Below are 26319 nucleotides of genomic sequence, written 5' to 3' on the forward strand. Positions count from 1 at the left end.
CAGAGGACTCTGGAATACAGTATACACATTATTAGACATAGATACACCATGCACAGTCGCTGAACTGCGCATGGTGAAATGAGTTACAAAAGATTAATTTTTGCGCTGCGGAAGCAAGCAACTTACTTGACTTCAACCTTCGCACCAGCATCCTCAAGGGTTTTCTTGATTTCTGCTGCTTCATCTTTGGAAACATTTTCCTTAACAACACCAAGCCCCTCGACGAGCTCTTTAGCTTCCTTAAGACCCAGACCACTAACAATAGTCCGTACGGCCTTAATAACGTCGATTTTCTTCGCACCTGAGTCGGAGAGCTTCACTGTGAACTCAGTCTGCTCTTCAGCTTCCTCAGCAGCAGCAGCGGGACCAGCCGCAGCCACAGCTACCGGAGCAGCAGCGGTTACACCGAACTTCTCTTCCATAGCTTTCACAAGCTCGCTCACCTCAAGGACAGTCATGTTTGCGATTGCCTCGAGAATATCATCTTTAGTAAGTGCCATATTATCTTCTCCTTTCAATTTAATGTATAAACAGTGATAGCAGGCACTCCCAATTACGGAAGACTAACACTGCCTTCGGTTCTACGGAGACAGAGAACTCCCTGCCTTATTCCGGTTACCTTCTAATACTCAACCCTGCGCCTTTTGATCAGCCACAGCTTGGACAGTCCGCACCAGCTTAGTAGTCACACCATTGAGGGCGTAAACAAAATTCTGCAGCGGGGCGTTCATTGTACCCATGAGAGAAGCAAGAAGCTCAAGTCTTCCAGGCAGCTTACTATAGGCGTCAACTTGTACGGCATCAAAAACGCTGCCGTTAATAATTCCACCCTTCACCTGGAGAGGCCAGTCCTTGGTCAGCTCCATGAGAGCCTTGGCGACGGGACCGGATTCATCCCGGGCTAATGCAATCGCCGTGGGACCGACAAGATACTCATCCACCAAGGGGTATTCAAGATCTTTAAATGCTATCTTGGCATAATTATTCTTTACAACATGGTACTCAGCATGTACCTCGCGCAGCTTGGCTCGGAGGGTTGTAATTTGATCAACAGAAAGACCCCGGTAGTCGGTGAAGATAAAATCCTTAACCTCGGAGAAACTATCTTTTATTGCGCTGACAGCTTCTTTCTTGTTTTGATTAATCTTAGTTACATAATCAGACATCTTTATGATCCTTCCTGTTTATTCGCCGTCCCGGGCGATCTTTATCCCAGGGCCCATGGTTGATGAAACAGCGATAGTTTTAACAAACTCACCCTTGGTATCCGAGGGACGCTTCCGCTCAACCTCTCCAATTACGGCGCTAATGTTTTCCTTCAGCTGTGCAGGCTCCATAGAAACCTTTCCGACCGCCAGGTGAACAACACCGGTTTTATCCGAACGAAACTCCACCCGTCCCTTCTTGAGCTCATTGATAGCCGCCGTTACATCGAAGGTTACCGTCTGGGTTTTTGGGTTCGGCATCAGACCCCGGCGCCCGAGAATCGGACCGAGCTTACCGACATCCTTCATCATGTCGGGTGTAGCCACCGCCACATCAAAATCCAGCCAGCCACCACGAATCTTTTCTACAAGATCATCATCCCCAACATACGCAGCGCCGGCTTTCCGAGCCTCCTCGGCCTTATCGCCCTTGGCAAACACCAGAATCTTTTTTTCACTCTTAAACTGATGGGGTAAAACCAGGGTATCTCTGATGGTAGTGGATTTTTTAACATTTAGATTCATTGACAGCTCGACGGTTTCATCAAACTTCGCAAATGAAAGCTTCTTAACCAGTTCGATAGCCTGATCAGTGGTATAGGTCTGAAATCGGTCAACATTCTTGAGGGCTTCTCGATACTTTTTTCCGTGCTTCATATTATCCCTCCACCTCTACGCCCATACTGCGGGCTGTTCCAGCAATAATATTAATAGCTGCATCCATGTCATTCGCATTCAAGTCTTGGAACTTTACCTCTGCGATCTGTTTTAGTTGATCCCTGGTAATCTTCCCCACCTTCACCTTATGGGGCTCAGCCGAACCACTAGCGAGGTTCAACGCCTTCTTGATGAGCACTGCCGCCGGCGGACTCTTCAACTCGAAGGTGAAGGAACGATCCTGATAGACGGTAATGATTACCGGAACGGTGAGACCAGCCTCAATATGCTTAGACGCATCATTGAATTGCTGAACAAATTGGGGAGCGCTAACCCCATGAGGACCAAGGGCCGGACCTACCGGCGGTGCAGGGGTGGCCTTCTGAGCCGGCACCTGCAACTTGATCTGCGCAGTCACTTTCTTTTTCGCCATAGCTTTCTCCTCTGTGGTAATTGAGTCCCTAGGGACTCTTTCTGTATCAGCAATTCTACTGATCCAGAAATTATCGTTCAGCCTCGATGTGGCGCACCGGACCAAACTCCCAACTTCCGCCCCCTGGGCGAATACTCTTTGCTTTCAACCCCACCGCAATGATGGAACTTTATATCTTTTCAACCTGAAGGAATTCAACATCCACCGGCGTATTCCGACCAAAAATTCCGACCATTACCTTTAGACGTGATTTTTCCGCATGAACCTCTTCAATAGTACCGGTGAAGGACTCGAACGGCCCGTCAATAATTCTGACGCTTTCGCCCTCAACAAAGGTTTGCTTAGGCCGGTAGCTCGCATCACCCTTGATCTCTCCCATACGTGCCAGTAGAGATTTCGCCTCTTCGGACGAGATTGGGTTCGGCTTCATATTAGAGCCTGCTCCCACAAAACCAGTAACACCCTGAATCCGTCGAATCTTAGAACAAGGCTCCTTCCAACCAATGGAAGGCAGATCCATTTCGATTAATACATACCCGGGAAGTACGCGCTGCATACGCTCCTTCCGCTTTCCATCTTTTACATCCACGACCTTCTCAGAGGGAACCTTGATATCGGAAACCACCGACCCCAGCTCACCCTGATCAATCATTATTCGGATTGTTTTTTCAATCTTGTTTTCGTAGCCCGAATAGGTATGCAAAACATACCAGCCCTTTGCCATACTCGCCCCTTGTTAACAAAACAAGGCTTAGGTGAACAACCGTAATCCTTCACCAAAGCCCGCAACCTCACCTAACCCGTAGCCTAGAACAACAACTCAATGACGTTTGCCAGTAAGAAGTCAACAAACCCAAGTAAGGCAGCAAAAATTACAACAGAAACTAGAACAACAACGGTACTTGTGCTCACCTCATCTCGGGTGGGCCAAATTACCTTCTTGAGCTCAGCTGCACTGTCTTTGAAGAACTGAATCAGCTTCTTCATGAAAGGCACTCCTTCATGGTTAGTGTGTGCTTCACACTACAAAAAGACCCCGAAACCCGGGGTGTCCAATCATAGTGTTTCAGCATTCCCAAAACCTGTAAGATGATTTAAACGCTGTTATGCATCTGTCAGGCCCAGTAGGACTCGAACCTACAACCCTCGGTTTTGGAGACCGATACTCTACCAATTGAGCTATAGGCCTAGGTTGATACCGAACTCACCATTCCGTACCAAACGAGCCCTCGACCGGACTTGAACCGGTGACCCCCACCTTACCATGGTGGTGCTCTACCGACTGAGCTACAAGGGCAATATCGCTAATTTGCTCGCTGAATGTACCAGATAGGTTCTGAGTTGTCAACGCCTAGGCAGTTTTTTTTGCCCCTTCGGCCTTATCATACATGAGTTGGTAGATATTACCGAAGGCATTGGCCCGGTTGGGTGTCAGGGTGGCGCGAATGTTTGTTTTCTCCGCAAATTCTTCAACCAATACCCTGCTCTGCTCGAGCACGTCGTCCAATGTCAGGCCGCTCAAGGCTTCGATAAGGATCGCCAGATACCCTCTTACAATGAGAGAATCTGAGGAACCCCGGTACCGAATCCGTCCATCCTGCACCCCGTGAGAGACATAGACATTGCTTACACAACCCTGAACGAAGTTCTCATCGGTTCGTTCCGATTCTTCCAGGGCCGGCAGGTTGCCACCCTGTTCCGTGAGGAACCGGTACATCTCCATCTGGTCCATGGAGGAGAGAACCGTTAGTTCATCAGCCATATCTTGAAGGTATTGTCGGCATTCGGAAATGTCTTTGGTTTGCATGGGGACAGTATGAAGAAAACCGGCTGTATCGGCAAGGTGTAAGAAGAAGATACAGCCGGTAGAGTTGGGTTCTATTGATTAGCTTAGGCGCAAATGGTTGTACCCCTGCCCATGGACGGATCTCTCCATGGGGCCGGCCGCAGGACATCCCCGCGCACCCGGCATCGTCTACAACCCACCACGCACTACCTATATAATTAGAAGCTTCCCCAGGTGAAGCGAAGTCCCAGAACCGGGGTGTATTTCGCCTGCTCTATGAGCCGACCCGGAGAACCGGTGATAGGAAAGAATGAAGCGTATCCGGCATATCCGCTGATCTGAAACCAGCGAAGCACAGCCAGACCAACCTCGATATCTGCCTGACCAAAGCCGCCGAAATGTCCTCCGGTGTAATCGTAGGTATAGCCGCCTACCCCAAGCCAGAGGTTGGTCGCCACACTTACCCGTCCGGTTGAACCGTAGGTTCCCAGAAGCATTCCCCCGAAGCCCCCCGCGATGAAGGGATCGCTGGTACTACCGTCTTCGGAATTATGGACTGCGAGTCCGAATCCTCCGATCTTGGCGCCACCCCGGGCAACCCCGTAGCCGAATCCTCCGGTAAATGTCATCCCCAGGTTCGAGACCCCTAGGTTTTCCTCACCGATCCAGGTCATGTTTGTTCCCCAGATTGTGCCGCCGCCTCCCTTAGCAATAAGGGGAGACGCCGCCAGGAGCATCATGGCCGTTACAAAGGCGAACTGTTTTATTTTATTCATGGAATAGCCTCCTATGCTGCTTTCTGTTATCCTATATAACAGGAACAGCCTCAAAAAGTGTTCCTTAAAAAAAGGGTTAGTATGCTTCACATCCAGCAAAAGAAACGTGGTCACCTCAGTACCCGACGTCTGAAGGATATTGTTACCACTATGGCGCGATTCGGTCTTCACGACTGGGTCCGGGCGCTGCGGATCAAACGGCAGTACCGGGGAATAGCGAGATTGATACTCCCCCGTCCTGAAAAACAGTATCTGCACATGAATCGCTGGGAACTCCTGCGGATCACCATTGAGAAGCTGGGTCCCACCTTTATTAAATTCGGGCAGGTACTTTCCAGTAGAAGCGATATCTTACCTCCTGAGCTCATCCGCGAGCTTCAGAAACTCCAGGATCAGGTTGCCCCCTTGGATTGGGAGCTGATGGAACCGGTACTGATCTCCGAGCTACCCCAGCCCTATAAAACAACCTTTGCAACGATACATCCCACGCCTATTGCATCGGCTTCCATTGCCCAGGTGTATGATGGTGTGCTCATTTCGGGTCAGCGGGTTGCCGTAAAAATCCAGCGCCCGGGGATCAAAAAAACAATTGATCAGGATATCGAGATTCTACGGTTCCTGGCGGGGCTGGCGGATCATTATGTGGCTGAGTTTCATTTGCTGGATGCTCCCGGATTGGTGGAAGAGTTTGCCAAACAGATAAAGCGGGAGCTTGATTTCACTCGAGAACTTCAGAATATTCTGCGTTTCCGGGAGCTGTTTAAGCACAACCAAGATCTTTACATTCCGGCTGCCTACGAGGATATCAGTACCTCCAAGGTGCTGGTGATGGAATTTGTGAACGGCACCAAATTAAGCTCCATCCTCTCCCAGGATCCCCGGATGCTCAACGACCGGATTAACAGACGGAGAATCGGCCGGGTAGGAGCGGAGTCTATTCTGGACCAGATTTTGGTCTATGGTATTTTCCATGCGGATCCCCATCCGGGGAACGTACTGGTGCTGGCGGATCAACGGGTATGTCTCCTGGATTTCGGTATGGTTGGAACCCTCCATGCCCGGGAGCAACGGGAAATTATCGATATCCTGGTCGGGATATTGGACCGGGATATAGAACGGGTTACCCATGCCGTATTGACGATAATTCCCCATAAGCCCGGTCAGGTGCAAACCCAAGCCCTGGAGCACGACCTTGAAGAGCTGGTGGATGAATATGTCGACCTTCCCCTGAAGTACATTAATATCGGTATCTACATCCAGCAGGTTCTTCAGCTCATTACCAGTAACAACCTGAGAATTCCAGCCAAGTACCTGTATATGAGCAAGGCTCTTACTACCATTGAGGGAGTGGGCCGGCAGCTGTATCCGGAGTTTAACCTTCTCAGCTTGATGAGACCGCTTACTAAAAAAATCGCACGCCGGCAGATCGACCCTGAGAATTTGAAAAAAAAGGCCCTGGAAAGCAGCTTGGACTATCTCAAACTCGTCCAGGAACTGCCGAAGGAAGAACTGCTGATTCTCCAGAATCTTCGGAAGGGAAAACTGCGAATCGAATTCTCCATTCAGAACATTGAGCCTATACGAACCACCATTGATGCTGTAGGAACCCGGCTGATCTTCGGCCTGGTACTCGCCTCGGTGATGATCAGCTCATCCCTGATTGTCCACGCGGGTATTCCACCCCTGGTGTGGGGCATACCGATAATCGGGCTCATCGGCTACGGTATTGCGGGAATTATGAGTTTGGGTTTTTTATTCTCTACCATTACCAGGGTACTGCGCAAAGACCGATGACCCTGCCGGGTTTGAGGGGCCCTGAGGGTTGACGGGGCATGGGAATCACCCTATATCCTGAAGCAGCGAAGTGACGGACCCCAGGTAGGACGCCCCGAAGAGGTTGAGGTGGTTCAGCATGTGGTAAAGATTGTAGATCGTTTTCCGCCGGTGGTATTCCCGAGGGATGGGGCCCGAGAGCTCCTGATAACTCCGGTAGAATTCCCGGGTGAAGCCCCCGAAAAGCTCGGTCATTGCCAGGTCAGCCTCATGGTGCCCGTAATACACCGCCGGGTCGATGAGCACAGGGGTTCCCCGGTCATCCCACATCATATTACCGCCCCATAGATCGCCGTGGAGGAGAGAGGCCTTCGGACTGGCCGGCAGGAAGTCCGCCATGGATGAAATAAGGGTTTCCGCTTTATCCGCCCATCGCCGCGGGAGCGCCCCGGAACGGGCTGCCTGTTCAAGCTGGGGTGCCAGGCGCTGGTAGGCGAAAAAATCAGGCCAGCGGGAGGTCGGGGTATTCTGTTGCGGGGATGAACCGATCCGGTTTGTGATATGGTACCCGTAGGGTTTCTGGGGATTTGCGGGCTGGCCCGGCTCGGGAGGGTCGCCGAAGCCATGAAGCAGCGCGAGGGCCGTTCCTGCAGCAGCCTGCCGGGCAGCAGAGGAACCCCCAGAGCCTGCCCGGGGGATGTACTCCATTATGAAAAAACTCGCCCGGGCTTCCACTCCCCAGCAGAGGGGTTTGGGAACCCGGAGCACCCCTGATCCGAAGGTGGCGGTAATTTCTCCAGCCCGTTCGGAGAGGGTTAGCAGGCCGTCAAACTCCGAGACAAAATGGCCGGGATCTGTCGACGGATACCTCTTCATGAAAAACCGGGTATGGTTCTGGCATTCGAGTTCATAGGCCTGGTTTATCGAACCGCCCCCCAGGGAACGGCGGTACCGAATGGGACTGCCCAGAACATCTTCCGCTTGGTTCAGGGAGATTAGCGGGGGCGGGCAGGTGTCAGGCCAATCGTCCATCCAGGTACGCCTCCAAGATCGCCCGGGTGGTGCGGTCAGTAATGTCGTAGACAAGATCGAATCCCGCCTGGCCGCCATAATAGGGATCCGGTACGTCATCATCGGGGCCGCCCTGGGGATCGAATTCCCGGAACATCCGGATCTTCTCCTTGTCCGCCGGGGTACGCGCCAGGGAGCGGAGATGCCTCAGATGCCCCCGATCCATTACGAAGATGGTATGGTAGGTATCAAAATCCGCTATAGAAAACTGGCGCGCCCGGTGATGAAAGGGAACCCCCCGTTGCGCGGCGGTAGAGCGCATCCGCGGATCGGCATCCTCCCCTATGTGGTAGCCGTGGGTTCCTGCGGATTCTACATAAAAATCAGCCTGGAGGTCCTGCTCATCCACCTTGGATTGAAAGAGAGCATGGGCCAGGGGTGACCTGCAAATATTTCCGGTGCACACAAAGAGCACCGCCCTGGGGTTATGGTTCATGGGTACTAGTATGGGGCAGGTGCGGGGTTTATGACAAGGGTTGCTTGCTGGAAGGCCTGACAGATCTCCCGGTTCCGATCTCATTCATCTTGATGAGTATCGTGTGGGGCGGCGGGTTGCGGCGGGCAACGACTGGCAACGACAGATTGTGGCGGGCAACTCCCTATCCCGCTGGGCACGACACTGCTGTTCCGCCCGGAGATCCCGGCATCAGGGCTTCCGGCTTGTCAGAAACACCCCTAACCCGTTCCCGGGTAATACCACCCGAATGCCGGCGGGCTCACGGGTTATGAAGAGAGGCTGACCTCGGTAGGTAATCCTCAGGGTTTCCGGCGGATCCCCTGATGTATCCGGGGAGCTCGAGGCGCCGGAGGAGGGACCGTTTGGGGGAAGCTGTATCAGTACCTCGCTGAGATCGGAGATTGATACGGAGATACCCGGCTGTACCAGGTCCTGCTCTCCCCCTTGGGGCTGGGTCAAGGACTGGGATGACGTCGGAGACTGACCGGGCGAGAGGGTCTGGATCGGAGCCAAAGAAGGATCTCGGGTTATCGGCCCCTCGGCGGATCGGTACTCGCTGTCCTCCCCGGTCAGGGACGGAACGCCGGTTGTAACCAATGACATGGCCTGCTCAAGGGATGAAACCCCCGGGGTATTCTGAAAGACAGTGAAAATATGGGAGTAGCGGCGGGAGCCCTCAATCCTCCCCAGGAGTACGGAAGTGTGTTGATCGTCGTTTCTGAGGCCCTCAGGACCCGGAGAATCAGTAGCGTCCTGAGCAGGATTTGCCCTGAGTATCGATGTGCCGTGGATGGTGATTTGACGCTGATCCATACTTCCAGCTATCCGATAGACGGGAACTCCCTCGGCGTAGAGCTCTCCCTCGATCTGAGATAAATCCGGTACGGCAGAATTAAGTAGGTAGATCGCGCAGGTTATAATGAACCAGAGAGAAGACATAGACTACGGCCTAGGCTATGAGCTTCTTCACAACGCCCAAGAGCTTGTCAGCATCGAAGGGCTTAACAATCCATCCTGTAGCACCTGCAGCCTTTCCCTCTTCCATCTTATCCTTCTGAGCCTCTGTGGTAAGGACAACAATGGGGAGGAATTTGTTGGAGGGATTTTCCCGTACCTGACGAACCAAACCGATACCATCGAGATTCGGCATATTCACATCGGTAATAATGAGATCAAACTTCCGAGATTTGGTTTTGGTCACCCCATCTAATCCGTCTATAGCTTGAATCACCTCATACCCTGCCTGCTCTAAAATAAATGAGACACTCTGTCGAACAGCCGATGAATCATCGACAACTAAGATTGTTTTAGCCACAATGCACTCTCCTTTTAACCTTCTTCATTATGGAATGATCCCATCTATAATTCAATCAAGAATCTTCCGATGGAAGATCAAGCTTTTCGATAAGAGCCTGGGAGATGATGCCTGCAATAGCTCCAGGCAATAAGCCGTCGGTGTTAATGATGAGATCTGAAAACGCGTAATCATTGTTATCTATCGTATAGAGATCCTGATATCGCCTATGATCCTCCTGATCCCTGATTCGGGTCGCTTCCAGAACCTCCTGTAAGGATCCACCCTCCCGCTGGCGAATCCGTTCGGCCCGTACATCGGGGCTGGCGGTAAGGTAGACCCTGAGATCGGCATCTTCAAGAATCCAGATGGCCAGTCGGGACCCCAACACACAATTGCCCGGACCAGCAAGCTCGACCTGTTTTGCATCCAGATACCGGTCCCATGCAGGGTCCTGCCCCGCCTTGGTATGCAGCTCCTGAAAGCTCATGCCCCGGTCCCGGGCCAGGTTACGGAAGGTATAATTAATGACCTGGAAGCCCAGTGTTCGGGCTACCAAACCGCTCACCGTGGTATTGCCGCAGCCACTTTTCCCGGAAATGGCAATCTTTGGCGTCCGGCTTTTTAGGGAAGAAAGCAACTCTTCGCTCAGGGGGTGCTTCATGGTTTTGTACTCCTCAATTCGGCAGTGCCGGTCTGGTTCCGGTAGGTTATTCGAGATTCCGCAACTGCTCCCGGATATTCTCCAGGGCATCCTTCATCTGGACTACCGTCTGGCTAATTTCAATAAGAAAGCTCTTTGACCCGATGGTATTAATCTCTCTATTGAGTTCCTGGCAGATAAAATCCAGGCGCTTACCGGCGGGTTCCCGGGCAGCGAGAAGCTCCTCCATGCTTGAGAGATGGGACTCGATTCTGGCAACCTCTTCATTAATAGAGTGCTTTACCAGCAGGGATGCTGTTTCCGCCAGGAGCCGCTGCTCTTCCACCTGATCGCCCAGCACCTGGGAAAACCGTTCCCTGAGACCTCGGCTGACCGCATCCTCTATTTGGGGGATCTGCCCGGTAATGACACCAAGACCGTGGTGAATCCGGGCTGTCTGGGTTTTAATATCGACAAGGGTAGCATTGCCCTCCTTTACCCTGGCTTTATCAAATTGCAGGTATGCCTGCTCCAGAGAACTATTGATACCAGGCCAGAGATCTTCGGGATCTCCGGTACGCTCCAGCCGGACAACCCCGTCAAGCTGAAGCAGATGCTCAAGTCCCGGGGGTTTTCGTATACCGGCGGTTTTTTGGATGGATTTTAATGCCTGTGCATAGGCTTCTACCAAGTGGTGGTCCACCCGGGGCTCTAAGGTACTGATCAATTCCCGGACCCGAAGATAGACCTCCACCCGCCCCCGGGTAATACGATCCTTTAGGTACTCCCGGATACGTTGCTCCAGGATTCCCAGACTCTGGGGGACGTTTACCACGATATCAAGGTACCGGTTATTATAGCTTTTTAATTCGAGAACGATAGCAACCCGTTGGTCCTGGAATTCGCCGGTACCAAAGCCTGTCATACTCTTCATAGGGTTAAGAATCTCCTTACCTGATTGAATAGGTGCATCTAAAAACGACAGCTACCCACGGCCGTTTTTGGTCCCGTCTGAGACGAGAGAATCGTAGATACGCCGGCCCAACTTCCAATTATCCCCGGCACCCATGGTCACCAGGACATCCCCGGGGGTAAGCATACTACGCACCGGGAGGAAGGCCTCCTCTATACGCGGCAGGTATATGACATCCGGGTGATGGTTTTGTACCGCCTCGAATAAGGCCCGCCCCGAATAATCCTGCAGGGGCGTCTCCCGGGCTGATGCGTACACGTCATGAAGAATCAGCCGATCCGCCGATTCAAAACAGCGGGCAAACTCTTGGAAAAGCGCTGCGGTCCGGGAATAGGTATGAGGCATAAAGCTGACTACCAGGCGGCGGCCAGGGTAGAACTCCTTGAATCCCTGGAGGGTGCTCCGGATGGCACTGGGATGATGGCCGTAATCATCCAGCACAAGGATGCCCTGGGCTTCTCCAATCACCTCGCTCCTGCGCGTTGTGCCCCCGAAGGTGCTTAGGGCGACGGCGGCGCTGGAGAGCAGATCCGGGGATAAATTGCCGTACAAGTCTGCGTAGATGCCGAAAATAAGGGCAAGCGCCCCCGCAGCGTTCAGTACCGAGTGTTTTCCGGGTATCCGGATGGAATAGTGCCGGGGCCCCTGTCCCCTGGAAGCAGAGAGAGGCATCCCGGAGAGGTTGAAGCGTTGAAATCCCTGAGAAACCTCATGGTCGGTAATCCTGAAGGGCCCCTCAGCGGTGAAGCCGTAGGGAATACTGGCGATATCATGCCGTAATTCCGCTGCCCGTCGAGCAATTTCGAGGGCGCCGGGATCGTCAGTACAGTAGATGAGCTGCCCGCCTTCGGGTAGCCGTTGAATAAATTCCAAGAAGGCTTGATACAGATCTTCCAGGTCGCGGAAATAATCCGGATGGTCGAGTTCCGCGCTGGTTAACAGAATTCGCCTGGGGGAAAAGTGCAGAAAATGCCGGCGGTATTCGCAGGTTTCGGCTACAAAGAATCCCTCGCCTCCGGCCCAGGTTGACCGGCCCCCGAAGCTGGAAACACCGCTGCCTACCAATACGGACCCATCCAACCCCAAGCCCTTTATTATGCTTCCTACCATCCCAGCGGTGGTGGTCTTCCCGTGAACTCCGGCTACTGCGCTGGAATCTCCCAGACTTGAAAAATCACCCAGGGCTTGGGTGTACCCTATGCAGGGAATGCCTAATTCCTTTGCCCGAAGGAGCTCTGGGTGGTTGGCAGGATCGTAGGCAGCTGAGTAGATCACCAGGGATGCCTCCGGGGGAAGGTTATCGGCGCTGAACCCCTCAAAGACTGGTATTCCTAATTCCTTTAGGATCTGGTCGGTATAGAAGATGTCGGGGGTATCTGAACCGGAGATCTGGGCACCTCGATGGAGGAGCAGTTCTGCCAGAGCGGTCATACCGGTGCCCTTAATGCCAACGCAGTAGATCGGGAAATCCCGAAGGTCTTCAGGGAAATACTTCATAGTAGTCACTATACGGGCAGGGCAGATTTTTTGCAATCAATTGCTTTGTAGGCAACAGGTTGTAAAGCACGTCAAAAAGAGCGGAACAATACGGCATTCTACCCGGGGATGGGCTGTCCCGGTAAAATGGTACAGCCTTATGCGCAGCATCCCCTCGGGCTTCTTATTCATCCCCGCAGGCCCTTCGGATACGGTCTTGGAGGGCAGATCGAATTCCCCCCTCCTGGGGGGAAAAGACCGTCGAGGATGGGTAGTGGAGAATGATCAGCTGATAATCCTCGGACTCCAGCTGGACCATGTCCTTGTACAGTTGACGAGCGTAATGATCGAGGTCTGCATATACCACCACCCGCTGGGACTGTCCATCCAGAGGCAGGGTGGAGAATCGCTGGGTTGTGAGGATTGCGAATCGTAGATCCGGATTCTCGTTTAGTTCGTCCTGCAGCAGGGCAGTCAGGGACGCACCATCAGAAAAGCGGCGCACCCTGATAGACGGACTGTAATGACGGTAGCGGCTGCCGGGAACCTGGTGGTGGGCAGCATCTGTCCCCTCAGGATGCTCGGCAGTGCCCTCCATTGGAGAGTACAAGGGTATGGCGGACATGCCGGCTTCATCCAGCACCTGACGAATCTGCTCAATCCCGATGGCTCCGGGACGAAGGATGAAAACACTGCCCTGATCAACCCGGAGAATGGTGGACTCCAATCCGATTCGTGTATCAGGTCCCTTAACGATACCATCAATACGGCCGGAGAGATCCCTCTGCACCATCCAGAAGGCGGTAGGGCTCGGCCGACCGGAGGTGTTGGCGCTGGGAGCGGCTACCGGTACATCTGCAAACCTGAGGAGCTCCATGGCCGTGGGATCATCGGGAATCCGCACCCCCACTGTGGCTAATCCCCCGGTTACCGAGCCGGGAATTGACGGCGATTTAGGTAGTATAAGGGTCAACGGCCCGGGCCAAAGAGCTTCCGCCAGGATCTGGCTCACCGGATCCACCCCGCCGCAGACCTGGGACATACGATCCAGGGACGGAATGTGGACAATCAGGGGATTATCCGATGGCCTTCCCTTGGCGGCATAAATAGCCCGGGCTGAATCGTGAAGAAACGCATTTCCTCCTAATCCATACACCGTCTCGGTCGGAAAGGCCACAAGCCCCCCGGATCGAATCAAACGGCCGGCCTCCTGGAGCTGCCCAGGTAAAAAGATTCGGGTTTCCATGGAGTTTATTCTACAGGGAGGTATCAGACTGGTAAATACTGCACCTCAAGGTTTATACTCCCGACTATGAAGTACTTCCGCGGCTTTCTTATACTCTGCGTTCTTGGATTGGCTATGGTACTCCTCAGCCCCTCGGTGTTTGCTTCCACCCAGGGGTCCCAGGCTGCAACCGAGGAACTCCCGGTACAATCCAGCTCCCTAACCCATCAGATGACGGAACTGGTTATACAATTAGCCATATTACTCTTTGCCACCTGGATCGGCGGAAAGGCCGCCAAGCTGCTCCACCTGCCCGGGGTGGTGGGCCAGATTTTATCCGGGATTATCATCGGCCCATTCCTTCTGGGAGGTATCAGCCTACCCGGATTTCCCGAGGGATTGTTCCCCGTGGTCTCGGGCCCCATACCCGTATCTCCCCTGCTGTACAGTATTTCAACCCTGGCGGCGATAATTCTGCTGTTCATATCGGGGTTGGAAACCGATCTCAGCCTCTTCCTCCGGTACGCCCTTAAAGGCGGTATAATCGGGATCGGCGGAGTTATCGTTTCCCTCGTTTCCGGTGCTGCTGTCGCCTCCGTTTTTATGGCGGTGCCCATCACCGATCCCCGGGCCCTCTTCATGGGCAGCCTCAGTGTTGCTACCAGCGTAGGCATAACGGCAACAATCCTATCGGAAAAACGGAAAATCGACAGTCCCGAAGGAACGGTCATACTCTCGGCCGCCGTTATCGACGATATCCTGGGGATAATCATCCTCGCCATCGTCCTGGGGATCGCAAGCTTTTTCGGGGTGAGCCATGGTACCCAGGCTGCACAACCCCAGGCGGGACAGGGTTCCCTGGTTTGGAATATCCTCTGGATTGCCCTCCGCGCCATCGGTGTATGGCTGGTAGTTACCATCCTCGGGCTTCGCTACTCCCGCCAGCTCGGGCGGTTCTTAAAAATCACCTTCAAGGACAGAAGCACCATGACGGTAATGGCCTTCGGCCTTGCTCTGCTTTTAGCAGGCCTCTTCGAGCAGGTGGGACTATCGATGATCATCGGTGCGTACATCATGGGACTCAGTCTCTCAAACACCGACCTTACCTATGTCATCCAGAGCCGGCTCAAAACTCTTCACGATTTTTTTGTCCCGATCTTTTTTGCCTTAAGCGGGATGATGATCAACCTGGAGGCCATAGCCCATTGGAATGTTCTGCTCTTCGGTTTTGTATTCACCCTTGTGGCCATTGCGGCCAAACTCTTGGGCAGCGGTCTGCCTTCATTGTTTATGAATTTCACCCTCACCGGAGCCGTCCGAATCGGATGGGGGATGGTCCCCCGGGGTGAGGTAGCCCTCATCATAGCCAGCATTGGGGTCACATCCGGTATCATCGGCGAATCGGTATTCGGCGTAGCACTGCTGATGACCATCGCAACCACCATCATCGCGCCTATGGCCCTGAACCGGGCTCTCAAGATAAAAAAACCGAGCCAGCGCAAAATCACCGAGACCTCGGAACGCACCGAAACAACCGTCAATTTCCAGACCCCGGAATTCGCAGACCTCTTGGTGAGTAAATTCCTGGGCGAGATCGAAAAAGAAGGATTCTTCGTCAACAAGATGGATCACGGCGAAGATATGTACCAACTCCGGAAGGATACCGTATTCATCACCCTAACGGTGGATCCATCGGGAGAGGCCCGGTTCATTTCCGAGGAACAGCACATCGGTCTTTTTCAGACCGCCCTGTACGAGAGTCTTTTGAGTATATCGGATGCAGCAGCTGAAATGAAAAAACGCTTCAAGCCCAAAGAAATGGCTCAATCCATTAGCGCACAAGGCACCTCTTCCGGTAAACCCGGTTTTGATATGACTCCCTACCTGGATCCCAAGCTCATAAAACTCCGCCTGGAAGCCCGGGATAAGGAGGGGGTCATACAGGAACTCATTGATCTATTTATAGCCCAAGGCCAGGTACAGAACGAGCAGGAGGTCCTATCCGACGTGCTGGAACGAGAAAAGTCCATGTCCACGGGTATGCAGAACGGTATTGCCATCCCCCACGCTAAAACCAAGGGAGTGCAGACCATGCAAGTAGCCATTGGTTTCATACCCGAGGGGATTGATTTTACAAGCCTGGACGGAAAACCCAGCCAACTATTTTTCATGATTCTGTCGCCGAAACAGGGATACGGCCCCCACCTGCAGCTCCTCGCTGCCATCGCCGGAAGCCTCAATACCGAGACGATCCGTACCGCCTTACTCAACGCCGAGACCGGGTATGAGGTCATACGGATCTTGCAGAACCCAGGCGGGATAGGCCATGAACAATAATCGCCGTGTTCTGGCCTAAATCTCCCGCCGCCGGACTCTCCCCTCCCCGCCCCTGGCAGGAAGCATCCTCGGTCTACAGCGCGCCGAGCACCGCCCAACACAGCGCCGAAATCCTGGACGATCAAGAGACCCTGGAGGGCGCCCTGCCCCGCCACCTGCAAACCCTCCAAGTTCAGTGGATGCTCCACCGACACAGGGCCCTGAGCCCGGTTCACACCGCCGGGAATGCCCGGACTGTTTTTGACCTCGCCTGCGGAAACGGGGCTCACCTTCAGATCTTTGCGGATTCGGGATGGTCTGGATGGGGCGTTGACATTAACCCCATCAGCATCAAGGGGATTCTTTCCTCCCAGGCTGGACGGCGGGGGCTAATAGAGGCGGTTCAGGGTGATTTGAATGCCCTAGGCACAACCCTGCCCGCTCCTCACCACAAGGCCGATCTCGTACTAATGTGTTACGGAACCATCTGTACCCTACCCCCCGGAACGGTGGACCGGATCACGCGGTTTGCCTGGGAGTCCCTAAAACCCGGGGGACTCTGGATGCTTGATATCATCACGCCAGAGTACTTTTCGTCACCCCGGCAACCATCCCTGGAAGAACTAATCAGGGATGGGGATGACCCGGAAGGCGGCCACACATCAGGCGCCCTTCTCCTCGACCAGAAAACCTACCTCTCCCCTTGGCTGGGATTCTGGGGGGCTCTTCCTAAAAGGGTTATAGAATCAACCTGGTACTATCCAACGGAGAATCTCTACTGTGAGGACTATTCAGTGGCCAAGCAGCGCTTCTTAACCTGGAAACGCCCCTACACCCCCCAGGAGTACCGCACCAGATACCGCTCCAGGGGTTTTCTTCACTGCACAACAGAGTCCGGCAGCTTCGGGCAAACCCCGCCCCGGGATGACGGCTCCCGGAGTGACATCCCTTCCGGCTGGAGTACCCTGGTCTTTCAGAAATCAGGCCGGGGGAACAAAAATGAAGATGTCTGAGCCTTCCAGCTTTACATCGAAGGTTTTAATATCCTCGGTGGCGGGAAGATTGACCACACGGCCTGACTTGATATTAAACCGTGAGCCGTGCTTCTCGCAAAACACCTCATCCCCCATGACAATCCCCTCAGACAGGGGGGAGTATTCATGGGAACAGGAATTCTGGGTACAAAAAAAACCATCATCGAGCTTGTACAAGGCGTACTCGTGCTTTCCTACCTTTACCATGGTAGAACGATGAAAATCATCCACCGAAGCAACCCGCACCCATTCAGGTTTTTTCTTTTTACCCAGTAATCCCATTTCACTATCCTCCTGCAGACTTCCAGCTCTCTATCGGTAATTGAGGGCAAGCTCGTGAACCGAACCCGCCAGCTGCTCCTCCAGAAGCTCTCGAACCTCATGGGCTACGTGCTCATGGGCTCTGCCCAGTACATCCTCATAGTACGCAAGTATCAAGCTTTGAATAGCTTCCTCCCGGGGGAATCCGCGGCTTTCGAGGTAGAAAACCTGTTCGGGATTGAGCTTTCCGGTGGTTGATCCATGGCTGCACCGTACATCGTTGGTATCTATCTGGAGACAGGGGATGGAATCCGCCTTCGCTCCGTCGGAAAGCACCAAGTTTTTGTTAGACAAGTAGGCATCGGTTTGCTTTGCCTGGGGTGCTACCTCGATCAGGCCCTGATAAATGGTCCGGGCCCCGGAATTGACCGCTCCGCGGTATACCGCATTGCTCACCGCATGAGGAGCCAGATGGTGCTGAACCGTTCTCATGTCCATGTGGCGTTCGTCATCGGCATAATATACCCCGTCCAGTTCAAGATCGCTTCCCGGCCCCGCCAGGGTTGAATCCACCCGGTTTTTAATAAATCCGCCCCCCAATAGGGCTTCGAAATGCCGGAACCGTCCATCCCTGCGGATCACCGAGCGGCCATTAGTGAAGATCACCACCTCATCGTCGCTGCGTTGTACCTGAGCAACCGACAGGTTTGCAGCCTCCCCGACCAGGAATACATTGGATTGATTCACCAGAAATCCGCCGGAACCGGCCCAGGTTACATGCACTCCTGCCTTGGCTTCATCCTCCAGGACCACGAATAACCCAGGGAAACACGCCTCATCCTCTCCCTCATGGGATAGGGTGATTCTAACGATATCCTCCACCTCCACCCCCCGGGGAACATAGAGCACCGCCCCGTAGCCAAGAGCGGCCAACCCCCATTGGAACACCTTATTATCCGCGGTGTTCTGCGCCTCCTGGTAGGCTTCCTCAATCTTCCCCGGTAGACCCTCGGGAAAAGACCGCCCCTCGGCGATATCGGTGAAAAACCCCGCCAGATCATTCAGATAGACCCCGCGGCGGACAAGGCTGGACAACAATCCCCGGGAGGTCAGGCGTCCATTTTGGAACCCCAATACACCTGCCTGTTCATGCCGCTCCAACTCCTCATCGTCCACACTCCGATGGCCATCCCGGGAGCTCAGGTCGTTTTCGTGAAAACCCAGGGCATCCAGATCGAACTCCCGAATGCTGGTTCTTCTCCACTCTTCATCTTTCTGGGTCGGCCAGGCTGATCCCTGAAAGGCCTCCAAAGCCTTGAGACGAATGTCGCCGAACCATTGAGGCTCTCCCACTGTACCGGCCCGTCGGCTGACAAATTCCGGTAATGCTGCACTTGATTCGTAGTATTTCACTAATGTCCCCTTATCCGACGGATCCTTCCATCTCAAGCTCGATGAGCTTGTTCAGCTCAACAGCGTACTCCATGGGTAATTCTTTAACCAAGGGATCCAAAAAGCCGTTAACAATCATCATTGACGCCTCATCCTCGCTAAGCCCGCGGCTCATCAGGTAAAAAAGCTGATCTTCGCTTATCTTGCTCACCCTGGCCTCATGCTCCATGGAGACATCGGTGGAATCAATCTCCATATACGGGTAGGTATTGGACACCGACTCCTCATCCAATAGCAAGGCATCACATACAACGTGGCTCTTGATATGGGTCAACCCGGGATTCACCTTGATCAATCCCCGGTAGCTGCTGACTCCCCCTTCCTTGCTGATGGACTTTGAGGTTATCACCGAACTCGTATTGTTAGCTGCATGGACAATCTTACCCCCGGTATCCTGTTCCTGACCGTCCCGGGCGAAGGCGATGGACAATACCTCGCCGTGGGCGCCCTCATCCATCAAGTAGACCGCAGGATATTTCATGGTACGCTTGGAACCGAGATTTCCATCCACCCACTCGACCGTGGCATTCCTGTGGGCTACTGCCCGCTTGGTTACCAGGTTATACACGTCATTTGACCAGTTCTGAATGGTGGAGTACCGAACCCGGGCGCCTTCTAAGGCTATTATTTCAACCACCGCCGAATGCAAGCTATCGGTAGAATAGATCGGCGCTGTACAGCCCTCTACGTAGTGAACAAAGCTTCCCTCATCGGCGATTATGAGAGTCCGTTCAAACTGGCCGAAGTTTTCTGAGTTTATCCGAAAGTAGGCCTGAATAGGGATCTCAACCCGGACACCCTTGGGGACATACACAAAGGAACCGCCGCTCCAAACCGCAGAGTTTAAGGCCGCGAACTTATTGTCGTTATACGGGATGATGGTGCCAAAATACTTTTTAACCAGGTCCGGATACTTCTGAACCGCTTCTTCCGGGGATGTGAATACCACACCCTGCTGTTCCAGATCCTCCCTGATGCTATGGTAAACCATCTCGGAATCATACTGGGCCCCTACGCCGGCAAGGAACTTTTTTTCCGCCTCGGGTATTCCCAAGCGGTCATAGGTTTCCCGGATCTCCTGAGGAAGATCCTCCCAGGTTCGTTTCTGTTCATCCGTGGGTTTTGCATAGTAGTAGATATCATCAAAATCCAGGGCGGAAAGATCTCCGCCCCAGTTCGGCATGTCCTTCTCCCGAAAAGCCTGAAGACTCTTCAGACGAAAGTCCAGCATCCATTGGGGTTCGTTCTTGTGCTGAGAAATTGCGGTGACCACCGCCTCATCCAGCCCCTTACGGGTTTTAAAAATACTCTTATCGGGAAAAGAAAATCCGTATTTATAGTCTCCGAATTCCAGTGCCTCTTCTTGGCTTTGAGGTTTTTGAATTGCTTCGTTACTCATTCTCATCCTCCTGTATGCCGTACTGCTTCTTAATCCAGTCGTACCCCTTCTCTTCCAGGGTCTCTACCAATTTCTGATCCCCGGAGGTTACGATCTTTCCTTTGTACAAGATATGTACGAAATCCGGCTTTATGTAATTCAGGATCCGCTGGTAGTGGGTGATAATAATTGCTCCAAAATCTGGGCCTTTGAGGTGATTTACCCCCTTGGCAACCACCTGGAGGGCATCAATATCCAAACCTGAATCCGTCTCATCCAAAATTGCAAGCCCTGGTTTGAGCATCATCATCTGCAGAATTTCCATCCGCTTTTTCTCACCACCGGAAAAACCATCATTCAAGTACCGGTTGATAAACGCCTGGTCCATTTCCAGGAAGTCCATACCCGCCCGAAGCTCGCGGACAAACCCGCTGGCTTTGGGAGCCTTCTCTTCTTCCTCCCCGCGGAGCCGGGCCTGAGCCGCTCGGTGAACCTCGGTAACCCGCTTGAGGAAACGGCCTACGGTTATTCCGGGAATTTCAACGGGATACTGAAAGGCCATAAACAGTCCCTTCTGAGCCCGTTCGCTCACCTCCATCTCCAGAACATCCTCACCATCCAGAAGAATTTGCCCCTGGGTTACTTCGTAGTTGGGATGTCCCATAATAACATTCGATAAGGTACTCTTCCCAGAACCGTTGGGTCCCATGATTGCATGGACCTGACCGGATTCGATGGTAAGGTTGATTCCCTTGAGGATTTCCTTGTCCTCAACTCTGGCATGTAAATCTTTAACCTCAAGCTTCATTCTCTCTGCTCCTTAGCATGGTATCTATCTATCTATTATTGGGCTCCCTTGGCACCGGTAACGGTTATCCCTACAGAATTTTATTCCTGCTTTCATGAAAAGAGTCCATTTCTTGCTGACGATGTCCCACCGTCTCCACCGGGGGCATCAGGCTCCTATGTGCTATATGGGGTATCCCAGCTCTAGCCGGGCTTCCTCGCTCATGAAATCAAGGTTCCAGGGCGGGCTCCACACCAGGTTGGTATTCACAGCATCTAGGCCGTGATCATCCTTAAGCACCCGCAGCATATCATTCTCAATGACATCCGCCAGAGGACAACCTGGCGAGGTTAGGGTGAAATCTATATCCAGGGAACCTGTCTCTTCAGAAACCTCCACCCGGTAGACCAAGCCGAGGTCCACAATATTCAAGCCGATTTCCGGGTCAATTACCTTGCGGAGAGAGTCTAATACTTCCCGTTTTGTGGGCATTGGTATCCTCCTAATACATTACTAAAATAATAAGGTATTTGTAATTCTTCAAGTCCTTTACCCCCGGGTTCTCCTCTAAGAACGCTTCAACTCTGATTCAGCGGAATATCATAGTAGCGGAGGGTTGCCAGTCTTGTACGGTGTTGTTATCCCAATATACCAAGTTGTTCTTCGGGGGAAAAGGGGAAATGTACGACAAATTAATATTTGTTAGTCTATTCTAACTTGTATCTACTCATCTAAATAGGGTAGAAACTCCCGGGGGTATTTCATACACTATCGCCATGGACCCAACATCGCTGGTTGTGCTCTGCCACCCCGATCCCCGGAGCTATTGCCACGCTATCGCCCGGAAGGTGACAGAGGCGCTTACAGACCGGGGACGGACCGTACATGTGCAGGATCTCTACAGCCAGAACTTTGATCCGGTATTGTCCCTGGATGAGGAACGGCAGAAGACCAGCCTGGACGCTCTCATACAAGGGTACGCCCGGGAAGCAGAGCAATCCCAGCAGATCATCTGGATCTTTCCGGAGTGGTGGGGACTTCCCCCAGCCCGCCTGAAGGGATGGCTGGACCGAGTACTGCGCCCCGGGGTTGCCTTTGATTATCAGGGGGACTTCGAGGATACCAGACGGCGGATTCAGCGGTTTGCGGGAAAAACTGGCACGGTGTTTATGACCAGCGATCAAAGCCCTCCGCCCCCCATCGACCAGACCGGGGCGGATGCTCAAGGCAGGTTAACGAGGGTCTTACATCGGCGGGCTAATCTGGTAGACCGGCTTCGAGACCAGAGCGGCCACCATCCTCTTGCCCGGATATGGCAGGAATCCGTTGGGAATTTTACCGGATTGACCATGGCTGGGTTCTACATTCTCGGCCCCGTTCGCAATTCCGAATATACCACGCGTATCAGTTGGCTCTCCCAGATCGGAGAGATACTACAACATCCCGGAGGCTCTTGACAGTGCAACACATCATCCTGATTCGCCACGGCCGAGCAGAGGCCGGCAGCTGGAACATGGACGACTTTGATCGTCCCCTGACCCCCGAAGGAACCGAGTGGATCTCCCGGGCAGCCGCCTTGCTGCTTCAAGGTTCTCGATCCGTAGCCACCGCAAAGCGGGTACGGATCATTCACTCCAACGCCCTGAGAACGACCCAGACCGCCGAAGAAATCGCCGCTGTGTTATCCCGGGCAGGCATTGCCGGGGAGCTGGAAAACGATCCAGAACTCTATCAGGCGGATCAGGACCATCTCCTCAAACTCATCTTGTCAGCGGAAACCGGGGTTACCATGGTGGTGGGGCATAATCCGGCCATAGGACAGTGCGCGGAGAGTCTTTCCGGCAGCCCCCTGGCCATGCATCCCGGATCGGTGGTGGTGTTTTCCCTAGATACTGCGGATAGTGAATCTCTCGTCGGAAAGAACCATGAACCGGAGTTGGTCATCCACCCCCATTAGGAAGGACCTAGGAGGTCGTGGGAGCCCCCGGAAAGGTCTCAAACCGATGGGGGAGCAATTCTTCCAGGCGGTAGATGTTTCGCGGTCCTGTCAGGTCGCATATTACGAGCCGGAAGGCGGGACCGCATAGTTCACTGATAACCTGGAGACAGAGGGCACAGGGAAGAGCCGGAGGGTCGGCATCGGTAACCAATACGCCGTAATCAAAGCTCCTGGAACCGAAGCGCGATATGGCGGCAACCAGGGCTGATCGCTCCGCGCAGATGGTGGCCCCATAGCTAATATTTTCTACGTTCACCCCCGGCATAAACTGGTGGATGCCGTCAGAATCACCAAGATGCAAAGCAAAGCCCACTGCAAAACCGGAATAGGGCACATAGGCATGTTGACGTGCCTCCGAGGCCATGGCAAAGCCATCCTGCCATCCTCGGGGTAACAAACCGGCTTCAACGGGACTAAGGGTGTTTTTTTTCTTCACATTTTTTCCTTTCATCGGTAATAATGATAGCATAGCCGGCATTGACAGAGAACATGATTTTTGCAACAACCATAGACTCGAGGTTTTTATGGCAGAAAAGGTACTGGTAATTGTAGAGTCCCCCACCAAGGCGCGGACTATCAGCAGGTTTCTCCCCAAGAATTTCATCGTTGAGGCGAGTGTGGGACATATACGTGATCTTCCCCAGACCGCCTCGGATGTTCCGAAGAAGTACAAGGGGGAGTCCTGGGCGCGACTTGGCATTGATGTGGAGCACGACTTTACTCCGCTCTACATTACCCCCAAGGGTAAAACCAAGGTAATTAATGAGCTCAAGCGTAAATTAAAGGACGCCGATGCCCTGTTCCTGGCGACTGACGAGGACCGGGAGGGAGAGAGTATTTCTTGGCATCTGGTTGATTTGCTTAAGCCTAAGCAGCCGGTACGGCGAATGGTATTCCACGAGATAACCAAGCAGGCTATAGCCAAGGCCATAGAGAATCCCCGGGACATTGATATGAACCTGGTCCGGGCGCAGGAGACCCGCCGTATCCTGGATCGGTTGTACGGGTTCACCCTCTCGCCGCTGATCTGGAAAAAGATTGCCTACGGGTTATCTGCGGGTCGGGTTCAGAGTTCCGGTCTGCGGATGATTGTAGAACGGGAGCGTGAACGGATTCGGTTTAAAAAATCCGTGTATTGGGATCTCAAAGCAACCCTGACAGCTCCTGACACCGGCAGCACCCAGGTGTTCGAGGCTAAGCTGCTACAGGCCTACGGAAAACGCGTAGCATCCGGCAAGGATTTCGATTCGACCACCGGGGAGGTAGTCCAGGGCAAGGACATCATCGTTCTAACCGAAGACCAGGCGGTTAACCTGGCTGCGTCTTTGGAATCTGAGGCCTGGAAGGTCCTGGAGCTCTCGGAGAAGCAGACCACCAGCCGCCCAGCTCCACCCTTCATAACCTCCACCCTTCAGCAGGAGGGAAACAGGAAACTTGGCATGAGTTCCCGGGAGACCATGCGTACCGCCCAGCGGCTCTACGAGGAGGGGCTGATCACCTACATGAGAACCGACAGCCCCACTCTATCCAACGAGGCTATCGAAGGAGCCAGGGCTACTATTTCGGATCAGTACGGTCAGGATTACCTCAGCGCCGAGGTTCGGCAGTATGCATCAAAATCCAAGGGTGCCCAGGAGGCCCACGAGGCAATCCGCCCAGCGGGATCTTCCTTTCTCCATCCGGATCAGACGGGTCTCTCAGGGCGGGAAAAAGCCCTCTACGAGCTCATTTGGAAACGAACCCTGGCGACCCAAATGGCTGAGGCTAAAAAACTCAGCGTCTCCGCCAAGATCGGGGTTGGTGAGGGGGTGTTCCAGGCAAATGGAACCCGAATTCTCTTCCCCGGATTTCTGAGGGTCTATGTGGAAGGCAAGGACGATCCGGAAGCAGCATTGGAGGACAAAGAGGTGCTTCTCCCCCCCCTGAAGGAGGGAACCCTCTGCCTTCCCCAGAGCCTCGAAACCCTCTACCATGAAACCAAGCCACCCGCCCGGTTTACCGAAGCAAGCCTCATCCAGCGCCTGGAGAAGGAGGGCATCGGAAGACCGAGCACCTATGCAAGTATCCTGAGCACCCTCTATGACCGGGGGTACGTTCGGAAGCTCGGCACCGCCCTGGTTCCAACCTTTACCGGATTCGGCGTGGTTCAATTCCTAGAAAAGAACTTTCACCAGCTGGTAAAATACAGCTTCACCTCGGAGATGGAACAGAGCCTGGATGAGATCGCCGAGGGGAAAAAAGACCGGCTTGAGTACCTAAAACAGTTCTACCTGGGAGAGGACGGGCTACTCCATAAGGTGGAATCCCGGGAGGGACAGATCAAGCCGGAGGAATCCCGAACCATCGATCTACCCCAGCTGGAGCACGCCGTGGCGGTTAAGATCGGCCGTTTCGGACCCTACATCGTCTGTAATGAAGCAGAAAGCGGTGAAGAGATACACGCCTCCATTCCCGAGGACATCGCTCCCGGGGATCTATCCAAGGACGATATTAATGATCTCATTGAACTGCAGAAAAACGGTCCTAAACCCATCGGATATCATCCCGACACCCAGGAACCAATCTTCTGCCTGGTAGGGCGGTACGGGCCCTATGTACAGCTTGGCGAGGCCACCGAGGAGACCCCCAAACCCCGGAGAGCAGGCCTGCCCCGGGATGTCTCGCCGAAGGATGTCAGTATGGAACTGGCGGTAAAACTGTTAAGCCTGCCCCGGGTTCTGGGACTGCATCCCGAAACGGGTAAGGAGATCTCGGCCAATGTAGGACGTTTCGGCCCCTTCGTGGTTCATGACGGGGATTTTAGGAGCCTCAAAAAGGATGATGATGTCTACACCGTCGGCTTGGACCGCGCCTTGGAGATCCTCAGTGAACCAAAAACGGGGGGCCGAGGATCGAAACTGGTGAAGGATCTCGGCAGGGATGAGGCCGGTAAAAAGGTGGGGTTGTACGAGGGAAAATACGGTCCCTTCCTGAAATACGGAACAAAAAACATCGGTATTCCCGAGGATAAACGCCAGGAGTCCTTTCTCCAAAACCTCACCCTGGAACAGGCCATGGTATTTATTTCGCCCAAAACCCAGAAGGGCGGCAAGTCCTGACAACAGGGTTCATCCTCGGCGCTTCGAATCAAGGGGATCCGGAGGGCCGGGGGTAGACGATGCCCCGCCCCTGGCTTTCTGGCTACGGGCTTTGATAATGCGTAACAGGGTGTACACTACATCGGACCAAGAGGCGTTCCCCGCGGTCCGCATCCAGAAATGGTGCCGGTGCAGAGAAGTACCGGTGCAGAGATGGTATCGCAGCCGGGATAGGCGCATTCTTAA

At 53.6% G+C, this 26319-nt stretch carries 28 protein-coding genes and 2 tRNA genes; 6 read left to right on the plus strand and 24 right to left on the minus strand.

Annotation, left to right across the window (positions count from 1 at the left end; genetic code table 11):
- Positions 1–122 precede the first annotated feature (122 nt).
- The 10 genes from rplL to DC28_RS14010 all read right to left on the minus strand — a co-directional run bounded on the left by rplL (position 123) and on the right by DC28_RS14010 (position 4857).
- Complete coding sequence (gene rplL, locus DC28_RS13965) at positions 123–500, minus strand: 50S ribosomal protein L7/L12 (protein ID WP_037550063.1); 378 nt, start codon at positions 498–500, stop codon at positions 123–125.
- A 129-nt stretch (positions 501–629) separates the two neighbouring features.
- The gene (gene rplJ / locus DC28_RS13970; RefSeq protein WP_037550065.1) at positions 630–1166 is read right to left on the minus strand and encodes a 50S ribosomal protein L10; all 537 of its coding nucleotides are present in this window, start codon (positions 1164–1166) and stop codon (positions 630–632) included.
- A gap of 18 nt (positions 1167–1184) precedes the next feature.
- Positions 1185–1862 (minus strand): 50S ribosomal protein L1, encoded by a 678-nt coding sequence (gene rplA, locus DC28_RS13975; RefSeq protein WP_037550067.1) that lies wholly within the window; start codon positions 1860–1862, stop codon positions 1185–1187.
- Between the two features lies 1 nt (position 1863).
- Positions 1864–2295, minus strand: coding sequence for a 50S ribosomal protein L11 (gene rplK / locus DC28_RS13980; RefSeq protein WP_037550070.1), 432 nt, complete (start codon positions 2293–2295; stop codon positions 1864–1866).
- A 169-nt stretch (positions 2296–2464) separates the two neighbouring features.
- On the minus strand, positions 2465–3019 hold the full coding sequence (gene nusG / locus DC28_RS13985; protein ID WP_037550072.1) for a transcription termination/antitermination protein NusG: 555 nt from the start codon (positions 3017–3019) through the stop codon (positions 2465–2467).
- 83 nt (positions 3020–3102) lie between these two features.
- Positions 3103–3282, minus strand: coding sequence for a preprotein translocase subunit SecE (secE, locus tag DC28_RS13990; protein ID WP_037550075.1), 180 nt, complete (start codon positions 3280–3282; stop codon positions 3103–3105).
- A 129-nt stretch (positions 3283–3411) separates the two neighbouring features.
- Positions 3412–3484 (minus strand) — tRNA-Trp (locus DC28_RS13995).
- 35 nt (positions 3485–3519) lie between these two features.
- A tRNA-Thr gene (locus DC28_RS14000) sits at positions 3520–3592 on the minus strand.
- A 54-nt stretch (positions 3593–3646) separates the two neighbouring features.
- Positions 3647–4057 (minus strand): SufE family protein, encoded by a 411-nt coding sequence (locus tag DC28_RS14005; protein WP_238565829.1) that lies wholly within the window; start codon positions 4055–4057, stop codon positions 3647–3649.
- Positions 4058–4299: 242 nt separating this feature from the next.
- The gene (locus DC28_RS14010) at positions 4300–4857 is read right to left on the minus strand and encodes a hypothetical protein (protein WP_037550078.1); all 558 of its coding nucleotides are present in this window, start codon (positions 4855–4857) and stop codon (positions 4300–4302) included.
- 150 nt (positions 4858–5007) lie between these two features.
- Here DC28_RS14010 and DC28_RS14015 point away from each other — a divergent pair, with 150 nt between their 5' ends.
- Entirely contained in the window at positions 5008–6651 is a 1644-nt protein-coding gene (locus tag DC28_RS14015; protein ID WP_162180249.1) for an ABC1 kinase family protein, read from the plus strand.
- Between the two features lie 45 nt (positions 6652–6696).
- On the opposite strand, the gene DC28_RS14020 is transcribed toward DC28_RS14015, so the two are convergent.
- From DC28_RS14020 to DC28_RS15935, 8 genes are all read right to left on the minus strand, one after another.
- A complete protein-coding gene (locus DC28_RS14020) occupies positions 6697–7662 on the minus strand; it encodes a fructosamine kinase family protein (protein ID WP_052078933.1) in 966 nt (321 codons plus the stop codon).
- On the minus strand, positions 7646–8137 hold the full coding sequence (locus tag DC28_RS14025; protein WP_037550478.1) for a low molecular weight protein-tyrosine-phosphatase: 492 nt from the start codon (positions 8135–8137) through the stop codon (positions 7646–7648). The genes DC28_RS14020 and DC28_RS14025 overlap by 17 nt, the downstream gene beginning before the upstream one ends.
- A gap of 210 nt (positions 8138–8347) precedes the next feature.
- The gene (locus DC28_RS14030) at positions 8348–9097 is read right to left on the minus strand and encodes a hypothetical protein (RefSeq protein WP_037550084.1); all 750 of its coding nucleotides are present in this window, start codon (positions 9095–9097) and stop codon (positions 8348–8350) included.
- 10 nt (positions 9098–9107) lie between these two features.
- Positions 9108–9473 carry a response regulator gene (locus DC28_RS14035; protein ID WP_037550086.1) on the minus strand — a complete coding sequence of 122 codons (366 nt, stop codon included), beginning with the start codon at positions 9471–9473 and terminating at the stop codon, positions 9108–9110.
- A gap of 55 nt (positions 9474–9528) precedes the next feature.
- A complete protein-coding gene (gene cmk / locus DC28_RS14040; RefSeq protein WP_052078934.1) occupies positions 9529–10116 on the minus strand; it encodes a (d)CMP kinase in 588 nt (195 codons plus the stop codon).
- A gap of 46 nt (positions 10117–10162) precedes the next feature.
- Entirely contained in the window at positions 10163–11029 is an 867-nt protein-coding gene (locus DC28_RS14045; RefSeq protein WP_037550089.1) for a YicC/YloC family endoribonuclease, read from the minus strand.
- Between the two features lie 51 nt (positions 11030–11080).
- The gene (gene murC / locus DC28_RS14050) at positions 11081–12565 is read right to left on the minus strand and encodes a UDP-N-acetylmuramate--L-alanine ligase (RefSeq protein ID WP_037550092.1); all 1485 of its coding nucleotides are present in this window, start codon (positions 12563–12565) and stop codon (positions 11081–11083) included.
- A gap of 163 nt (positions 12566–12728) precedes the next feature.
- Positions 12729–13790 carry an L-threonylcarbamoyladenylate synthase gene (locus DC28_RS15935; protein WP_052078935.1) on the minus strand — a complete coding sequence of 354 codons (1062 nt, stop codon included), beginning with the start codon at positions 13788–13790 and terminating at the stop codon, positions 12729–12731.
- Positions 13791–13856: 66 nt separating this feature from the next.
- Here DC28_RS15935 and DC28_RS14060 point away from each other — a divergent pair, with 66 nt between their 5' ends.
- Complete coding sequence (locus tag DC28_RS14060) at positions 13857–16106, plus strand: fructose PTS transporter subunit IIA (protein ID WP_081942231.1); 2250 nt, start codon at positions 13857–13859, stop codon at positions 16104–16106.
- A gap of 5 nt (positions 16107–16111) precedes the next feature.
- Positions 16112–17098 (plus strand): class I SAM-dependent methyltransferase, encoded by a 987-nt coding sequence (locus DC28_RS14065; protein WP_037550095.1) that lies wholly within the window; start codon positions 16112–16114, stop codon positions 17096–17098.
- Here DC28_RS14065 and DC28_RS14070 read toward each other — a convergent pair.
- From DC28_RS14070 to DC28_RS14090, 5 genes are all read right to left on the minus strand, one after another.
- Positions 17066–17401, minus strand: a complete 336-nt coding sequence (locus DC28_RS14070; protein ID WP_052078937.1) for a non-heme iron oxygenase ferredoxin subunit — start codon at positions 17399–17401, stop codon at positions 17066–17068. The genes DC28_RS14065 and DC28_RS14070 overlap by 33 nt on opposite strands.
- 30 nt (positions 17402–17431) lie before the next feature.
- A complete protein-coding gene (gene sufD, locus DC28_RS14075; RefSeq protein ID WP_037550097.1) occupies positions 17432–18793 on the minus strand; it encodes a Fe-S cluster assembly protein SufD in 1362 nt (453 codons plus the stop codon).
- Positions 18794–18803: 10 nt separating this feature from the next.
- Positions 18804–20231, minus strand: a complete 1428-nt coding sequence (sufB, locus tag DC28_RS14080; RefSeq protein ID WP_052078938.1) for a Fe-S cluster assembly protein SufB — start codon at positions 20229–20231, stop codon at positions 18804–18806.
- Positions 20224–21018, minus strand: coding sequence for a Fe-S cluster assembly ATPase SufC (sufC, locus tag DC28_RS14085; RefSeq protein ID WP_037550099.1), 795 nt, complete (start codon positions 21016–21018; stop codon positions 20224–20226). The genes sufB and sufC overlap by 8 nt, the downstream gene beginning before the upstream one ends.
- A gap of 162 nt (positions 21019–21180) precedes the next feature.
- Complete coding sequence (locus DC28_RS14090; protein WP_037550102.1) at positions 21181–21489, minus strand: metal-sulfur cluster assembly factor; 309 nt, start codon at positions 21487–21489, stop codon at positions 21181–21183.
- A 284-nt stretch (positions 21490–21773) separates the two neighbouring features.
- On the opposite strand from DC28_RS14090, the gene DC28_RS15940 reads away from it, so the two are divergent.
- Positions 21774–22454, plus strand: a complete 681-nt coding sequence (locus tag DC28_RS15940) for an NAD(P)H-dependent oxidoreductase (protein WP_052078939.1) — start codon at positions 21774–21776, stop codon at positions 22452–22454.
- Positions 22455–22456: 2 nt separating this feature from the next.
- Complete coding sequence (locus DC28_RS15945) at positions 22457–22954, plus strand: SixA phosphatase family protein (protein ID WP_052078940.1); 498 nt, start codon at positions 22457–22459, stop codon at positions 22952–22954.
- Between the two features lie 7 nt (positions 22955–22961).
- Here the strand turns inward: DC28_RS15945 and DC28_RS14105 are convergent, their stop codons facing one another.
- Positions 22962–23447 carry a cytidine deaminase gene (locus tag DC28_RS14105; RefSeq protein ID WP_081942233.1) on the minus strand — a complete coding sequence of 162 codons (486 nt, stop codon included), beginning with the start codon at positions 23445–23447 and terminating at the stop codon, positions 22962–22964.
- A 73-nt stretch (positions 23448–23520) separates the two neighbouring features.
- Here DC28_RS14105 and topA point away from each other — a divergent pair, with 73 nt between their 5' ends.
- Positions 23521–26094 (plus strand): type I DNA topoisomerase, encoded by a 2574-nt coding sequence (topA, locus tag DC28_RS14110; protein WP_037550502.1) that lies wholly within the window; start codon positions 23521–23523, stop codon positions 26092–26094.
- Positions 26095–26319 lie beyond the last annotated feature (225 nt).

Origin of the sequence: Spirochaeta lutea, from assembly GCF_000758165.1 — a bacterium.
GTDB classification, from domain to species: Bacteria; Spirochaetota; Spirochaetia; order DSM-27196; family Salinispiraceae; genus Spirochaeta_D; species Spirochaeta_D lutea.

Coding starts and splice junctions, on each gene's coding strand:
- DC28_RS14070 (WP_052078937.1), bottom strand. CDS start 17,401: ATGGGATTACTGGGTAAAAAGAAAAAACCTGAATGGGTGCGGGTTGCT.
- DC28_RS14030 (WP_037550084.1), bottom strand. CDS start 9,097: ATGTCTTCTCTCTGGTTCATTATAACCTGCGCGATCTACCTACTTAAT.
- nusG (WP_037550072.1), bottom strand. CDS start 3,019: ATGGCAAAGGGCTGGTATGTTTTGCATACCTATTCGGGCTACGAAAAC.
- DC28_RS14010 (WP_037550078.1), bottom strand. CDS start 4,857: ATGAATAAAATAAAACAGTTCGCCTTTGTAACGGCCATGATGCTCCTG.
- DC28_RS14090 (WP_037550102.1), bottom strand. CDS start 21,489: ATGCCCACAAAACGGGAAGTATTAGACTCTCTCCGCAAGGTAATTGAC.
- rplJ (WP_037550065.1), bottom strand. CDS start 1,166: ATGTCTGATTATGTAACTAAGATTAATCAAAACAAGAAAGAAGCTGTC.
- sufB (WP_052078938.1), bottom strand. CDS start 20,231: ATGAGTAACGAAGCAATTCAAAAACCTCAAAGCCAAGAAGAGGCACTG.
- rplK (WP_037550070.1), bottom strand. CDS start 2,295: ATGGCGAAAAAGAAAGTGACTGCGCAGATCAAGTTGCAGGTGCCGGCT.
- DC28_RS14020 (WP_052078933.1), bottom strand. CDS start 7,662: ATGGACGATTGGCCTGACACCTGCCCGCCCCCGCTAATCTCCCTGAAC.
- rplA (WP_037550067.1), bottom strand. CDS start 1,862: ATGAAGCACGGAAAAAAGTATCGAGAAGCCCTCAAGAATGTTGACCGA.
- murC (WP_037550092.1), bottom strand. CDS start 12,565: ATGAAGTATTTCCCTGAAGACCTTCGGGATTTCCCGATCTACTGCGTT.
- topA (WP_037550502.1), top strand. CDS start 23,521: ATGGCAGAAAAGGTACTGGTAATTGTAGAGTCCCCCACCAAGGCGCGG.
- cmk (WP_052078934.1), bottom strand. CDS start 10,116: ATGAAGCACCCCCTGAGCGAAGAGTTGCTTTCTTCCCTAAAAAGCCGG.
- DC28_RS15940 (WP_052078939.1), top strand. CDS start 21,774: ATGGACCCAACATCGCTGGTTGTGCTCTGCCACCCCGATCCCCGGAGC.
- DC28_RS14060 (WP_081942231.1), top strand. CDS start 13,857: ATGAAGTACTTCCGCGGCTTTCTTATACTCTGCGTTCTTGGATTGGCT.
- DC28_RS14015 (WP_162180249.1), top strand. CDS start 5,008: ATGGCGCGATTCGGTCTTCACGACTGGGTCCGGGCGCTGCGGATCAAA.
- sufC (WP_037550099.1), bottom strand. CDS start 21,018: ATGAAGCTTGAGGTTAAAGATTTACATGCCAGAGTTGAGGACAAGGAA.
- DC28_RS14005 (WP_238565829.1), bottom strand. CDS start 4,057: ATGGCTGATGAACTAACGGTTCTCTCCTCCATGGACCAGATGGAGATG.
- DC28_RS14025 (WP_037550478.1), bottom strand. CDS start 8,137: ATGAACCATAACCCCAGGGCGGTGCTCTTTGTGTGCACCGGAAATATT.
- DC28_RS15935 (WP_052078935.1), bottom strand. CDS start 13,790: ATGGAAACCCGAATCTTTTTACCTGGGCAGCTCCAGGAGGCCGGCCGT.
- DC28_RS14105 (WP_081942233.1), bottom strand. CDS start 23,447: ATGAAAGGAAAAAATGTGAAGAAAAAAAACACCCTTAGTCCCGTTGAA.
- secE (WP_037550075.1), bottom strand. CDS start 3,282: ATGAAGAAGCTGATTCAGTTCTTCAAAGACAGTGCAGCTGAGCTCAAG.
- DC28_RS14045 (WP_037550089.1), bottom strand. CDS start 11,029: ATGAAGAGTATGACAGGCTTTGGTACCGGCGAATTCCAGGACCAACGG.
- rplL (WP_037550063.1), bottom strand. CDS start 500: ATGGCACTTACTAAAGATGATATTCTCGAGGCAATCGCAAACATGACT.